Here is a 13,756-nt window from a genome sequence, read left to right on the forward strand (position 1 = left end):
GACGCGAGCACGAAGCTCGCGTCGGCGGTCCGCAGAAATTCGATGCTAGGGATCAGGGCGGCCCGGCGACACTCAGCCGAATGGCCAATGCCGGGCAAGAGACATCGACCGCGAACGACACCTTCTCTCGCGGCCGAACAAAGAAAAAACTAATCCGGAATGCTACAGGCTGCTCCGCCGCTTGCCGCGATCTCACGCGCGGCCTTGGCGCCTTCGACTTGCAGCAAGGTCGGCAGCGATACGCCGTTCTTCGCTGCCGTCACTTCGGCAAGAATCGACACGGCGATTTCAGGCGGTGTCCTGCTGCCGATATAAATCCCGACCGGCCCATGCAGCCGCGCAAGTTCCGTTCCAGTGAGATCGAACTCTTTCAGCCGTTCGCGCCGCGCCGCGTTGTTGCGCCGAGAGCCCAACGCGCCTACGTAAAACGCAGGTGTTTTCAACGCCTCCATCAAGGCGAGATCGTCGAGCTTCGGGTCGTGCGTAAGCGCGATCACTGCGCAGCGCTCGTCGAGCTTCATGTCGAGCACGGTATCGTCAGGCATCGTGCGGACCACTTTCGTGCCCGGCACGTCCCACTCATCCGTGTACTCTTCGCGCGGATCGCACACCGTCACCTGATAGTCCAGCCCCACCGCGATATTGCACAGATAACGCGACAGTTGCCCCGCGCCGATCACGAGCATCCGGTAACGCGGGCCGTGTATCGTCAGCAGGCGTTTGTCGTCGAAATCGACGCCATCGGTCGCCTGCGCGGGCCCCAGGCTCGCGACGCCCGTTTCCATATCGAGCCTGCGCGCAACGAGACGCCCGGCTTCGACGGCTTCACATAGTTCGGCGATACCGCTCGCTTTCTTCAACGGCTCCAGCACGAGCTGAATCGTGCCGCCGCACGGCAAGCCGAAACGATGCGCCTCTTCCGCCGTGATGCCGTACTTCATTGCTTCGGGTTTCGTCTGCTCGATGCCGCGCTGACGCACGCGATCGATCAGGTCGTCTTCGATACAGCCGCCCGATACCGAGCCAACCACCGCGCCATCGTCGCGCACCACGAGCATCGCGCCCTCGGGACGCGGCGATGAGCCCCACGTCTTCACCACCGTCACGAGAAGCGCGCGATGTCCCTGATCGAGCCAGCGCGCGCTGCTCTTCAGGACTTCGAGATCCACGCTGTCCATGATTTCTTCCTCTTCGGTTCTTCGCCTTCGGCACTGCCACTACCGGCGGCTTCGCCGTCAGCGGCTTCACTTACAGTGTCGCCCGAGTCGCCGGTTTGTGCTTGCGCCGCGCCACCGCCGCCCGTCACCTGCTCGCCGAAGCGTCTGAAGAACTCGCCGGCGAGCTTGCGCGCCGCGCCGTCGACGAGCCGCGAGCCGATCTGCGCGAGCTTCCCGCCGACCTGCGCGTGGGCCGTGTAGGTGAGCTTCGTTGCGTCGTCGCCGTCGGGTTCGAGCGTCACGTGCGTCTGTCCTTTGCCGAAGCCTGCCGCGCCGCCCTGGCCTTCGAAAACGATCGTATAGGTGTGAGGCGCGTCGATATCGGTGAGTTCCATGCGGCCCTTGAAGCGCGCTTTCACGGGACCGACGGCCGCGCTCAGCGTGACCGCGTACGCGTTGACGCCATCGGGTTCGATGCTGTCGCAGCCGGGAATCGACGCACGCAGGATCTCCGTGTCGTTCAGCGCGTCCCATGCCTGCTGCTGCGGCACCGGCAGCGTGTAGGTTTCGGTCAGCTCCATGACGTTGCTCCTCCAGATAGGGCGGCGCGCGCGGCGTCGCGAGGCGCGCGCGTCAATTGCGCGAGATCGCGGCCGAACGCAGCCAGGCTGTCGAGATTGTGAACAGGCTTGTGGGCATCGACGAACGGCAACATCGCCTGGACGCCGCGCGCTTTCGGCGCAAACTCGCTGTACCGCAGCAGCGGATTGAGCCACACGATCCGATGCGCAAAGCGGCGCAAGCGGGCCATTTCTGCTTCCAGCACGTCGATCGCTTCGTGATCGAGGCCATCGGTGACGAGCAGCACGGTCGCTCTGCCCGTTAGCACTCTGCGTGCCCAGCGCCGGTTGAATTCGGCGAGCGCCGCGCCGATCCGCGTGCCGCCCGACCAGTCGACGACCTGATCCGCGAGCGCCGCAATCGCCACATCGGGGTCGCGTTCCTTCAGCGCGCGCGTCGCGTTCGTGAGACGCGTGCCGAACAGAAACACCTGCAAGCGTTCGCGCGATTGCAACAGCGCATGACAGAAGTAAAGCACGGCGCGCGAATAGCTGCTCATCGAGCCCGAAATGTCGAGCAGCAGCACGAGCGGCGGCTTGCGCGCGACGACGGCGCGATACTTCCACACGGTCCAGTCGCCGCCCGCGCGCACCGCATGCCGCGCGCTTGCGCGCAGATCGGCATGCGTGCCGTGCGACGCCGCTTTCAATCGACGAGTCGGCTCCATCGCGAGCGGCAAACGCTGCGCGCGAATCAGATGGCGCAGCGTGCGCCATTCATCCGCTGTGAGCGTGTCGAAATCGCGATGACGCAAGCGCTCTTCGGCGCTGAACGTCACGTGCGCGTGCAGTTCGAGCTTGTCCTTGTCGTCGGGTTGCGCGGCCTGCTTGCGCTGGTTGGCGTGATGGACGGCGAGCGCATCGGCGAGCCGGTTGTTGCGCTTCGGCGGCGGCACGCCGCTCGTCGCTTTGGGCAACAGCAGTGCGCGCAGCTTGCCTTCCCAATCGGGATCGCGCCAGAAGAGATCGAACGCGGCATTGAACAGCTCGCGCTCATCGGGCGCGCGCACGAGCAGCGCAGCGAGCGCCGCGCGCACGTCGTCGCGGCGATCGAGATCGATGAAGTGCAGCGCTTCGAGCGCATCGACGGCCTGCGCCGGCGACATCGGCAGGCCCGCGCCGCGCAACAGCCGCACGAAGTGCACGACGTTGCGCGCGAGCGTCGGTGAGCCGGGATCGCAGTCGGGCATCATCGGCGCTACTCCGTCGCCTCGAGACACTGCTGGATCTGCGCGGCGTCGAAACGCGCGAGATCGTCCTGATACTTGAGCAGCACGCCCAGCGTGTTCTGCACCGATTGCGGATCGAGTTCCGTCACGCTGAGCGCCGCGAGCGCGCGGCACCAGTCGATCGTTTCGGCGATGCCGGGCGCCTTGAACAGATCCATCCCGCGCAGACGATGCACGAAATCGACGGCACGGCGTTGCAGCGCTTCGCCCGTCTCCGGCGCGCGCGCCGCGACGATCGCCAGCTCGCGTTCGCGCTCGGGATAACCGATCCATTGATACAGGCAGCGGCGCTTCAACGCATCGTGTACTTCGCGCGTGCGGTTCGACGTCATCACGACGAGAGGCGGATGTTCGGCGCGCACCGTGCCGTATTCGGGAATCGATACCTGGAAGTCCGACAGCAGTTCGAGCAGGAACGCCTCGAACGGCTCGTCGGCGCGATCGATCTCGTCGATCAGCAGCACGCGCCGCGCGCCCGGATGGTTTTCATCGGGCAACAGCGCCTGCAGCAGAGGGCGCTTCAACAAGAATTCGCCGCGATACAGCGTGCTGTTGTCGGGCTTTTCGCCGGCCGCTTCGGCGAGGCGCAACGCCATGATCTGCCGCGGATAGTCCCATTCGTACAACGCACTCGCCGTATCGAGCCCTTCGTAGCATTGCAGCCGCAGCATCGACGTGCCGAGCATGCCCGCTGCCGCCTTCGCCAGCTCCGTCTTGCCGACGCCCGGCTCGCCTTCGACGAAAAGCGGCCGCTCCATGCGCAGCGCGAGATAGAGCGCGGTCGCGAGGTCGCGGCTCGCGTAATAGCCCTGGCGCGTGAGCAGCGCGAGTGTTTCGTCGATCGAAGCTGGCTGCATGGTTCTCCCGGGCGCGTCGGCTCGCATGGCTCAAACAAACGACGCCGATAAACGAAATGGCCCGGACGCGCCGGGCCTCTGCATGCTCAAACGCTTTGCGGCGACACGTGCCCGCTAGCCCAACGCCGTTCGCACCGCACGCGCCGTCAGCACCGGTATCAGATGCGCGCGGTAGTCGGCGCTCGCATGCAGATCGGTGTTGAGGTCGTCGGGTGCGATCGTCACGCCGCGCGCGGCCGCTTCGGCGAAGTTTGCGCTCAGCGCACTCTCCAACTCAGTCGCACGGAACACCGATGGCCCCGCGCCCGTGATCGCGACGCGCACGCCGCCCGCCGTCTTCGCGACGAACACGCCCGTCAGCGCGAAGTGCGAGGCGGGATTCTTGAACTTCTCATACGCCGCTTTTTCCGGCACGGGAAACTCGACGGCGACGATCAGTTCATCGGCGTGCAACGCGGTCTCGTACATGCCGACGAAAAAGTCGGCAGCGGGGATGCTGCGCCGGTCCGTCACGACGGTTCCGTCGAGCCCGAGCACGGCGGCGGGATAGTCCGCCGCCGGATCGTTGTTCGCGATCGATCCGCCGATCGTGCCGAGCGCGCGCACCTGTTGGTCGCCGATATCGCCGGCGAGCAGCGCGAGCGCGGGCAGCACGCGCTGCACGTCCGCGTTGTTCGCCACGTCCGCATGACAGACAGCCGCGCCGATCGTCACCTTCTGGGGCTCGACGCGAATCTCCTTCAGTTGCGGAATGCGCGTGACGTCGATCAGCTTCGACGGCTGCGCAAGACGCAGACGCATCGTCGGCAACAGGCTTTGTCCGCCCGCCAGAAACTTCGCCTCGCTGTCGGCGGTCAGCGCGGACACGGCGCTCTTCGGATCGGCTGCACGTTGATAGTCGAATGAATACGAATACATGTTGGCCTCCGCTGTGAGCGCTTATGGACGTGCCTGCGCGTTTTGCGCAGCGTGGATCGCGGACCACACGCGATGCGGCGTGGCGGGCATCTGCAGGTCCTCGACGCCGAGCGGCGCGAGCGCGTCGATGATCGCGTTGATCACGGCTGGCGGCGAGCCGATCGCGCCCGCTTCGCCGCAGCCCTTCACGCCGAGCGGATTGTGCGTGCATGGCGTGCCTTTCGCGGTCTCGACGGTGAACGACGGCAGATCGGACGCGTGCGGCATCGCGTAGTCCATGTACGAGCCGGACAGCAGCTGGCCGGTTTCGTTGTCGTACACGCAGCGCTCCAGCATCGCCTGGCCGATGCCCTGGCCGAGACCGCCATGCACCTGGCCTTCGACGATCATCGGATTGATCACGTTGCCGAAATCGTCGACGGCCGTGAAGCGCTCGATGCGCGTCTCGCCCGTATCGACGTCCACTTCGACTTCGCAGATATACGCGCCCGACGGATACGTGAAGTTCGACGGATCGTAGAACGCGCTTTCGTCAAGACCCGGCTCGAGCTTGTCGAGCGGATAGTTGTGCGGCACATAAGCGGCGAGCGAGACGTCGGCGAATGTCTTCGTGCGGTCCGTGCCCGCGACGCGGAACGTGCCGTCCTTGAACTCGATGTCGTCGGCCGATGCTTCGAGCAGGTGCGCGGCGATCTTCTTCGCCTTCGATTCGATCTTGTCGAGCGCCTTCATGATCGCCGAGCCGCCGACGGCAATCGAACGCGAGCCATACGTGCCCATGCCGAACGGAATGCGCCCGGTGTCGCCGTGCACGATCTCGATGTTGTCGAGCGGCACGCCGAGGCGGTCGGCCACGACTTGCGCGAAGGTCGTCTCGTGGCCCTGGCCGTGACTGTGCGAGCCGGTGAAGACGGTGACGGAGCCTGTGGGGTGCACGCGTACTTCGCCTGCTTCGAACAGGCCCGCACGCGCGCCGAGCGCGCCCGCGATGTTCGACGGCGCGAGGCCGCATGCTTCGATGTAGCACGAGTAGCCGAGACCGCGGCGCTTGCCGTTCTTTTCCGATGCCTGCCGGCGCGCGTCGAAGCCTTTCACGTCCGCGAGTTCCAGCGCGCGGCTCAGGCACGCTTCGTAATCGCCCGTGTCGTAGGTGAGGCCGACCGGCGTCGCATACGGGAACGAGCGGATGAAATTGCGCCGGCGGATTTCGGCGGGCTCGATGTTCATTTCGCGCGCGGCCGTTTCGACGAGCCGCTCGACGACATACGTCGCTTCGGGGCGGCCCGCGCCGCGATACGCATCGACGGGCACCGTGTTCGTGAACACCGCTTTCACTTCGGCGTAGATCGCGGGCGTCGCGTACTGGCCCGCGAGCAGCGTCGCATAGAGGATGGTCGGCACGCTGGAGGCGAACGTCGACAGATACGCCCCCATGTTCGCGATCGTATGCACGCGCATCGCGAGGAACTTGCCGTCGGCGTCCATCGCGAGTTCGGCTTTCGTCACGTGATCGCGGCCGTGCGCGTCCGACAGAAACGCTTCGGAACGCTCGGCAGTCCACTTCACCGGACGGCGGATTTTCTTCGAGGCCCACGTCAGCGCGACGTCTTCCGCGTAGAGGAAAATCTTCGAGCCGAAGCCGCCGCCGACATCCGGCGCGACCACGCGCACTTTCGATTCCGGCAGCGACAGCACGAACGCCGCCATCAACAGCCGTTCGACGTGCGGGTTCTGATTCGCCACATAGACGGTGTAGCTGTCGTCCTGCTGCGAGTAACTGGCGTTGACCGCGCGCGGCTCGATTGCGTTCGGCACGAGGCGGTTGTTGACGATGTCGAGCGTCGTCACATGATGGGCGTTCGCGAACGCGGCATCCGTCGCCGCCTTGTCACCGTGGCCCCACGTGTAGCAGGTGTTGTCGGGCACTTCGTCGTGCACGGCGGGCTGGCCGGAATCGGCGGCGTGCGCGGTGTCGACGACGGCGGGCAGCTCGTCGTAGATCACGTCGATCAACTCGGCGGCGTCTTTCGCCGCTTTCACCGAATCGGCAATGACGAGCGCGACCTGATCGCCGACGTGGCGCACTTTCGTATGCGCAATTACCGGGTGCGGCGGCTCGTTCATCGGCTTGCCGTCGACGCTGTGTATCAGCCAGCCGCACGGCAGGCCGCCGACGTTTTCAGCGGCGAGATCGGCGCCCGTGAAGATCGCGACCACGCCGGGGGACTGCCTGGCCGCTTCGGTGTCGATGCTTTTGATGTGCGCGTGCGCATGCGGCGAGCGCAGGAACACGGCGTAGGTCTGGCCGGGCAGAACGATGTCGTCGGTGTACTGGCCGTTGCCCGTCAGAAAGCGATAGTCTTCCTTGCGCTTGACGGGCATGCCCACCATGCGTTGCGTATCGGGTGCGTTCATGGCGGGCTCCTCAGGCGGTCGCGCCGGCTTTCATGCCGGCCGCGCCCTGAATGACAGCCTTGACGATGTTGTGATAGCCCGTGCAGCGGCACAGGTTGCCGACGAGCTGACGACGCACGTCGTCTTCAGTGAGATCCGGATTCGCTTCGGCGAGCGCGGTCGCGCTCATCACCATGCCCGGCGTGCAGAAGCCGCACTGCAGGCCGTGGCATTCGCGGAAAGCCGCTTGCATCGGATGCAGCTCGCCGTTCTTCGACAGTCCTTCGATCGTCGTGACCTGCTGGCCTTCGGCCTGCACGGCGAGCATGTTGCAGGACTTGATCGCGCGGCCGTTCAGATGAACCGTGCACGCGCCGCATTGTGCTGTGTCGCAGCCGACGTGCGTACCCGTCAACCGCAACTGTTCGCGTAGAAACTGGACAAGCAGGGTGTGTGGTTCGACGTTCGCGGTGACGGGTGAACCGTTCACCGTCAGACTGATGCTGATCGCCATGAACTGTCTCCTTGGGGACGCCCTTGGAATGAGCCCCGGATGGGGCGAAACCGGCTCGGGCCCGCGTTCACTACCTACCGCCTGCCTGCTGTGAGGGTCCGGTTCGGTTGGTGCTTTTATCTTTGTGCCAAAAAGTAAAACACAAAAAAGGGTAACAGGCTATGGGGCGAGCCGCACAGGGAATGACAGATCGTTGAGTTTGAGAAGATGCTGCGGTGCACGTGCTTCCATTGCGCTTGCGCCGTTGCGCCTGGGGCGTGGAGCTTGCGCGGCACGCGCCCCGATTGACGGCTGCACGCGTTGACGCCTGAAATGCAAAACGGCACGCCGCGCGTGCCGTTTCGTTCAATACGCCTTTGCCTTTTTATTGCTCTGGCGGCGCGAGCGTATGCAATCAATGCTGACCGTGCGCCAGTTTCGAATGGCGGCGCGAGTAGCCGAAGTACACGAGCATGCCGATCACGAGCCAGATCATGAACGCGATCCACGTGACGGCGCTCAGGTTGATCATCAGGAACAGGCACGACGCCACGGCGAGCACCGGCAAGACAGGCACACCGGGGCAGCGGAACGCGCGCGGCAGGTCGGGGTGCGTGCGGCGCAGGACGAGCACGGCGATCGACACCATCGAGAACGCCGCAAGCGTGCCGATGTTGATCAGCTCGGCCAGCACGTTGAGCGGCACGAGTGCGCCGATCAGACCGAAGACGATGCCGACGAGCCACGTCGTCGCGAACGGCGTGGCGAAGCGCGGATGGACTTTCGACAGTCCAGCGGGCAACAGGCCGTCGCGCGACATTGCGAAGATCACGCGCGTCTGGCCGTATGCCATCACGAGAATCACGGTCAGCATGCCGAGCACGGCGCCGAGATCGATGAAGCCGGCGACCCAGTTCTGTCCCGCGACCTGCAACGCGTACGACACCGGGTGCGAGACGTTCGCGAACTGCGCGGACGGCACGATGCCCGTCACGACGGCGGCCACGGCGACATACAGCACCGCGCACACGCCGAGCGACGCGATGATGCCGATGGGCAGATCGCGCTTCGGGTTCTTCACTTCTTCCGCCGCCGACGACACCGAGTCGAAGCCGATGAACGCGAAGAACATCACGGCTGCCGCGCCGAACACGCCGTTCCAGCCGTTCGGCATGAACGGATGCCATTTTGCGGGCGTCACATGGAACGCGCCGACGGCGATCACCAGCAGCACGACCGTTACCTTGATCGCGACCATCAGGTTGTTTACGCGTGTCGATTCGCGCACGCCGACGGACAGCAGCGTGGTGATCGCCATCATCACGAGGAAGGCGGGCAGGTTGAAGAGCGTCTCGTGGCCGGGCAGCGCGCCGGGCGCGGCCGTCAGCGCGACCGGCAGCGAAATGCCGAAGCCCGACAGCAGCGATTGCAGATAGCCGGACCAGCCGACCGACACCGCCGACGTCGCGAGCCCGTATTCGAGCATCAGATCCCAGCCGATGATCCACGCGGCCAGTTCGCCGAGCGTCGCGTATGAATACGTGTAGATGGAGCCGGCGACGGGAATCGTTGACGCGAATTCGGCGTAGGCGAGCGCCGCGAAGCCGCACGCGATGGCCGCGATGATGAACGACAGCATCAGCGCCGGGCCGGCCTGCACGGCGCCCGTGCCCGTGAGCACGAAGATGCCGGTGCCGATAATGGCGCCGACACCGAGAAAGGTGAGGTCGAGCGCGCCGAGCGCTTTCTTCAGGCCGGCGGCCTGCGCGCCGGCGATCATGTGCTCGACGTTCTTCTTACGAAAAAGGGACATCTGGCGGGGTCTCCTGTGAAGCACGCGTGTGGGCGCGGCCAATGTCGGGAAAACCCGCAATTTTAGCGGAAGTGGACTAGCTAACCCTTTCTGCCGTGCAACGGACGCGCGCGACGTGCGGTCGCGGCATGGCGTCGCGCTGCGTTGCGTTGTGCTGCGCCGGCGTGCGATCGATCAGGCGGTCATCGCCGGATTCAAGTCGACGAGGCGGTTGCTCATCACATAGAAGGTGAGTTCGGCGTTGTTGCGCAGCTTCATCTTTTCGAGCAGCCGCGTGCGGTACACGCTCACCGTTTTCACCGACAGCGACAGCGCAACCGCAATGTCCGTCAGCCGCTTGCCCGACGCGAGCATGCACAGCGTCTGGTATTCGCGGTCCGAGAGCTTTTCGTGCGGCATCTGCTCGCCGTCATACGAAACATAATCGGCGAGCGCTTCGGCCATCGCGGGGCTCACGTACTTGCGCCCTGCCGCGACCTGCTGGATCGCGGCGATCATCTGCACGGTGTCGACCGTCTTCGACAGATAGCCGGCCGCGCCCGCCTTCAGCGCGCGCACCGCGTACTGGTCCTCGCGATACATCGAGAACATCAGCACGGGGATGCGCGGCACCTTGCGCTTCAGGCGCTTCAACACCTCGACGCCATTGATGTCCGGCAGCGAGATGTCGAGCAGGATCACGTCGTACACGTGCTTTGAGGCCTGCGCGAGCGCTTCGGCGCCCGTCTGCGCCTCGTCGACTTCGTCGGCGACACCCCGGTCGATCAGCAGCTGCCGCACGCCCTCGCGAACGACGGCGTGATCTTCGGCAATCAGAATGCGCAAGCTCATGAGGAAATATCGGTATTCACAGACGGATTGCAGTGCGCCGCGCGCGCGGGCGCGATGCGTTGCCGAGCAGCGCTTTCCACGCGAAACGGGCCTGCACGGTGGTGCCGCGCGGCTGACCGACGGGAGCGGCCGCAACGCGCAACTCGCCGTCGAACGCATTGCAGCGCGCGCGCATGCCCGCGAGGCCGAACTGGCGCTCGTCCAGGCCAGCGTGCGGCGGAATGCCGACGCCGTCGTCGATCACGACGATGCTCAGATGGGTGGGAGTGGATTCGATGCGCATGTCGGCGCCCGCCGCGCGCGCGTGCTTCGCGACGTTGTTGAGCGCTTCCTGCGCGACGCGGAACACGGCCAGCGACGCGTCGGCGCAAAGGCGCGTGAGACGCGCATCGGCGGCGCACACGAAGCTCATGCGCAGGCCGGTGCGCGCGGCGAAGCTGTGGGTCCAGTGCGACAGCGCGTTCACGATGCCTTTGTCGAGTGTCGGCGCGTTCAGGTCGGCGACGGCGTGCTGGGCGGCTTCCGTCACGGCGTCGAGCGAGCGCTGCGCCGTTGCGAGCGCGGCCGTGCATTGCGCCGGCGCATCGGCGGGCAGCCACGTTTCGACGCCGGCCAGCGCGAAGCGCGCGGCCGTCAGCTCCGCGCCGACGCTGTCGTGCAGTTCGTGCGCGACCTGGCGGCGCGTGGCTTCCTGCGTGCGCGTCAGTTCGGCGGCCAGTTCTCGCACGCGCGCCTGCAGACGCGCGACTTCATCGCGCGATGCCGCCGGCGTAACGGGAGCAATCGGCTTGCGGGCGGCGCGGGAACGGCTCGCGAGACGCTCGGACGCACGCTGTTCCGGCTGCTGCGCGTCGCCCGCGAGCGCGGCCGCGCTGTGCGCATGCATCGGGACGACGGTCGACGTATCCATGATCCCGCTCACGAAACGGATGCGCCGAAGCGCCAGCCCGATACCGACAGCACGTAGACGAAAGAACGCATGCGAACCTTGATCCCCCAGATATGTCCGCCGCGTCACGATCCGCGACGGAAAAACGCTACGCTTTGACGTAACGAAATTTACATTCTGTAACAAAAAGACGACAGTTTTGTTAATAGTCTGTCAAATGGTGCTGCGTTGCGATCATATCTCAAAAAAAAGAAAAAATGGCCGCCTGTAGGGTTTTGCCGCGTATTTTTCACGCAGTGGATTATGTCGGCGAGCATTTGTGTCAGACAAATACCTACAAGGAAAATGGAACGATCGCCATGAAATTTGTAACTGCATCCGCATAGCCGACCCGGTTGCCGTGCGTGACGCACGATTCGCGAGCCGTTCCGCGAGAGGAAAGCGGCGCGCCAAAAGAAAAACCGGAGCGCGAAGGCTCCGGTTTCGGGTGATGCGGCTCATGCGGCCGCGACGAAGGGTCGCGCCGCGGCTCGTTCGGCTAAATGCTTAACCGACGAACGCCTTTTCGACGACGTAATGGCCAGGATTGTTGTTGCTGCCTTCCTGGAAGCCCATGCTGTCGAGCAGTTCACGTGTGTCGCGCAGCATGTGCGGGCTGCCGCAGAGCATCACGCGATCGTTTTCCAGCGAGAAGTGCGGCAGGTCGAGGTCTTCGAACAGCTTCTTCGTTTCGATCAGGTCCGTGATGCGGCCGCGGTTCGCAAACGCCTCGCGCGTGACGGTCGGGTAGTACACCAGCTTGTCGCGGATCAGTTCGCCGATGTGCTCGTGCGCCGGCAGGTGATTCGTGATGTATTCCTTGTACGCCAGTTCGTCGACGAAACGGCAGGTGTGCGTCAGCACGACCTTTTCGTAGCGGTCGTAGACGTCCGGGTCCTTGATGATCGACATGAACGGCGCGAGGCCCGTGCCCGTCGAGAGCAGCCACAGCGTCTTGCCGGGCAGCAGGTTGTCGGCCATCAGCGTGCCCGTCGGCTTCTTGCCGATCAGCACCTGGTCACCCACCTTAAGGTGCTGCAGACGCGACGTCAGCGGACCGTCCTGCACCTTGATGCTCAGGAATTCGAGGTTCTCTTCGTAGTTCGCGCTCGCCATGCTGTAGGCGCGGATCAGCGGCTTGCCGTCGACTTCGAGGCCGACCATCGTGAACTGGCCATTCTCGAAGCGGAACGACGCATCGCGCGTGCAGGTGAAGCTGAAAAGCGTATCGGTCCAGTGATGGACGCTCAGGACGGTTTGTGGATTCAGGTTGCTCATGGCTTCTTCGATGGTGCGAAAACAAGGTCGGCCACACAAACAGCGAGGCCGGCACGGCAAAGGCAATGCATCGTCCCGTGTCGGCAGCGACATGGGCATGACGCGCAATCCGATATTTTACCGCGTCAGCACACCGGGCATTGCCGCGGCCGGTTGGGCGGTGAACCGGGGATCTGTCCAGCGCCGGCGCGGCTGTCGTTCAATTTTGCCGGAACGGACGACTGCGGCGCGGCTAGAGCGCACTGCTGGGATGGTACGGAACGGGTCCTGTGCCCCGGCTGCCGACCGTCGCGGGTGTTGCCCTTCGGGTCTCGCCCATCGCAGCGGGCACCGAACGACGCCCGCGTGACGGGCGCTTGCCTGCGGTCGTCGGATGACGGCAGCCGCTTTACAGGGCGCGGGTAAGCGCTATTTCGCGATAATACCGGAAACGGATCACGCACCGCAGCATTGACCCTTCTGATGAAGCTGGAACCGGGGCGCCGCGCGTGCCGTCAGCTTTCCGCCGCGAGCTTCGCGCCGAGCCCGACGAGCACCGCGCCGCACAGGCCGTCGATCGGCCGGCGCAGGCGTCGATAGCCGCGCTGCGTGCGCTCCGTCGCGAACATCAGCGCGACGCTGCTGTACCAGCTCGCCGACATCGTCGCGATCATCGCGAGCGCGACGCCGTAGAACCACATCGGCGGATGCGCGGGAAACATCGTCGCGAACACGCTGGTCCAGAATGCGCACGACTTCGGATTTGTCAGGCACGTGAGCAGGCCCGAGCGCCACGCGCGGAAATAGGCGCCACGGTCGCTTGCGGGCGGCGTCTCGACAGCTGCAGCGGCGGCGTCGCCGCGCTTCGCGCTCGAACGCAGCAGCTTGAAGCCGAACCACACGAGATAGACCGCTCCCGCGATACGGATGCCGTTGTACAGCCAGTCGATCCGCTGCAGCACGGTCGCGAAGCCGAGCATCGCGAGCGAGGCCCAGATCGTCGATGCCGTGCCGACGCCCAGCGCCGACGCCGCGCCGAGTCCGCGCCGTCCCGCCAGCGACAGCTGCGTGATCATGAAGAAGTTGGGACCGGGACTCACGAGCGCGATCAGATAGACGATGGCGATTTGCAGCAGGATCGGCAGGTAGTGATGCATGGCGACGATATGCCGCACCGGATGGCGGCGCGTTGGGCTGAAAGGGAACGACGGGAACCGCGATCTTACTCTGGCCAACGCCCGTTTGAATGCCGGCGACGC

The 13,756-nt window shown here is 65.0% G+C and carries 12 protein-coding genes; all 12 read right to left on the minus strand.

Going from position 1 to position 13,756, the window contains the following annotated elements; genetic code table 11:
• Positions 1-149: 149 nt before the first annotated feature.
• The 12 genes from VSR68_RS38085 to VSR68_RS38140 all read right to left on the minus strand — a co-directional run bounded on the left by VSR68_RS38085 (position 150) and on the right by VSR68_RS38140 (position 13,654).
• Positions 150-1,178 carry an XdhC family protein gene (locus VSR68_RS38085; protein ID WP_342944681.1) on the minus strand — a complete coding sequence of 343 codons (1,029 nt, stop codon included), beginning with the start codon at positions 1,176-1,178 and terminating at the stop codon, positions 150-152.
• A complete protein-coding gene (locus VSR68_RS38090; protein WP_342944682.1) occupies positions 1,151-1,738 on the minus strand; it encodes a carbon monoxide dehydrogenase subunit G in 588 nt (195 codons plus the stop codon). The genes VSR68_RS38085 and VSR68_RS38090 overlap by 28 nt, the downstream gene beginning before the upstream one ends.
• Positions 1,729-2,970, minus strand: coding sequence for a VWA domain-containing protein (locus VSR68_RS38095; protein ID WP_342944683.1), 1,242 nt, complete (start codon positions 2,968-2,970; stop codon positions 1,729-1,731). The genes VSR68_RS38090 and VSR68_RS38095 overlap by 10 nt, the downstream gene beginning before the upstream one ends.
• Positions 2,971-2,975: 5 nt before the next feature.
• The gene (locus VSR68_RS38100) at positions 2,976-3,863 is read right to left on the minus strand and encodes a MoxR family ATPase (protein ID WP_342944684.1); all 888 of its coding nucleotides are present in this window, start codon (positions 3,861-3,863) and stop codon (positions 2,976-2,978) included.
• 114 nt (positions 3,864-3,977) lie between these two features.
• Positions 3,978-4,781, minus strand: coding sequence for a xanthine dehydrogenase family protein subunit M (locus tag VSR68_RS38105; protein ID WP_342944685.1), 804 nt, complete (start codon positions 4,779-4,781; stop codon positions 3,978-3,980).
• Between the two features lie 21 nt (positions 4,782-4,802).
• The gene (locus tag VSR68_RS38110) at positions 4,803-7,196 is read right to left on the minus strand and encodes a xanthine dehydrogenase family protein molybdopterin-binding subunit (RefSeq protein WP_342944686.1); all 2,394 of its coding nucleotides are present in this window, start codon (positions 7,194-7,196) and stop codon (positions 4,803-4,805) included.
• Between the two features lie 10 nt (positions 7,197-7,206).
• Positions 7,207-7,689: a (2Fe-2S)-binding protein gene (locus VSR68_RS38115; protein ID WP_342944687.1), complete on the minus strand. Its 483-nt coding sequence runs from the start codon at positions 7,687-7,689 to the stop codon at positions 7,207-7,209.
• Between the two features lie 394 nt (positions 7,690-8,083).
• Positions 8,084-9,481, minus strand: a complete 1,398-nt coding sequence (locus VSR68_RS38120; RefSeq protein WP_342944688.1) for an amino acid permease — start codon at positions 9,479-9,481, stop codon at positions 8,084-8,086.
• A 174-nt stretch (positions 9,482-9,655) separates the two neighbouring features.
• Complete coding sequence (gene rqpR / locus VSR68_RS38125; RefSeq protein ID WP_342944689.1) at positions 9,656-10,312, minus strand: response regulator transcription factor RqpR; 657 nt, start codon at positions 10,310-10,312, stop codon at positions 9,656-9,658.
• A 16-nt stretch (positions 10,313-10,328) separates the two neighbouring features.
• The gene (locus VSR68_RS38130; RefSeq protein ID WP_342944690.1) at positions 10,329-11,222 is read right to left on the minus strand and encodes a sensor histidine kinase; all 894 of its coding nucleotides are present in this window, start codon (positions 11,220-11,222) and stop codon (positions 10,329-10,331) included.
• A gap of 525 nt (positions 11,223-11,747) precedes the next feature.
• The gene (locus VSR68_RS38135; protein ID WP_342944691.1) at positions 11,748-12,518 is read right to left on the minus strand and encodes a ferredoxin--NADP reductase; all 771 of its coding nucleotides are present in this window, start codon (positions 12,516-12,518) and stop codon (positions 11,748-11,750) included.
• 494 nt (positions 12,519-13,012) lie between these two features.
• On the minus strand, positions 13,013-13,654 hold the full coding sequence (locus tag VSR68_RS38140; protein ID WP_342944692.1) for a LysE family translocator: 642 nt from the start codon (positions 13,652-13,654) through the stop codon (positions 13,013-13,015).
• Between the last annotated feature and the right edge of the window lie 102 nt (positions 13,655-13,756).

Source organism: Paraburkholderia phymatum (genome assembly GCF_038900715.1).
Lineage (GTDB): Bacteria > Pseudomonadota > Gammaproteobacteria > Burkholderiales > Burkholderiaceae > Paraburkholderia > Paraburkholderia phymatum_A.

What these genes read in the sequence shown, in the direction of transcription:
- VSR68_RS38115 (WP_342944687.1), bottom strand. Translation starts at nt 7,689, where the DNA reads ATGGCGATCAGCATCAGTCTGACGGTGAACGGTTCACCCGTCACCGCG.
- VSR68_RS38120 (WP_342944688.1), bottom strand. Translation starts at nt 9,481, where the DNA reads ATGTCCCTTTTTCGTAAGAAGAACGTCGAGCACATGATCGCCGGCGCG.
- VSR68_RS38090 (WP_342944682.1), bottom strand. Translation starts at nt 1,738, where the DNA reads ATGGAGCTGACCGAAACCTACACGCTGCCGGTGCCGCAGCAGCAGGCA.
- VSR68_RS38085 (WP_342944681.1), bottom strand. Translation starts at nt 1,178, where the DNA reads ATGGACAGCGTGGATCTCGAAGTCCTGAAGAGCAGCGCGCGCTGGCTC.
- VSR68_RS38110 (WP_342944686.1), bottom strand. Translation starts at nt 7,196, where the DNA reads ATGAACGCACCCGATACGCAACGCATGGTGGGCATGCCCGTCAAGCGC.
- VSR68_RS38105 (WP_342944685.1), bottom strand. Translation starts at nt 4,781, where the DNA reads ATGTATTCGTATTCATTCGACTATCAACGTGCAGCCGATCCGAAGAGC.
- VSR68_RS38100 (WP_342944684.1), bottom strand. Translation starts at nt 3,863, where the DNA reads ATGCAGCCAGCTTCGATCGACGAAACACTCGCGCTGCTCACGCGCCAG.
- VSR68_RS38095 (WP_342944683.1), bottom strand. Translation starts at nt 2,970, where the DNA reads ATGATGCCCGACTGCGATCCCGGCTCACCGACGCTCGCGCGCAACGTC.
- VSR68_RS38135 (WP_342944691.1), bottom strand. Translation starts at nt 12,518, where the DNA reads ATGAGCAACCTGAATCCACAAACCGTCCTGAGCGTCCATCACTGGACC.
- rqpR (WP_342944689.1), bottom strand. Translation starts at nt 10,312, where the DNA reads ATGAGCTTGCGCATTCTGATTGCCGAAGATCACGCCGTCGTTCGCGAG.
- VSR68_RS38130 (WP_342944690.1), bottom strand. Translation starts at nt 11,222, where the DNA reads ATGGATACGTCGACCGTCGTCCCGATGCATGCGCACAGCGCGGCCGCG.
- VSR68_RS38140 (WP_342944692.1), bottom strand. Translation starts at nt 13,654, where the DNA reads ATGCATCACTACCTGCCGATCCTGCTGCAAATCGCCATCGTCTATCTG.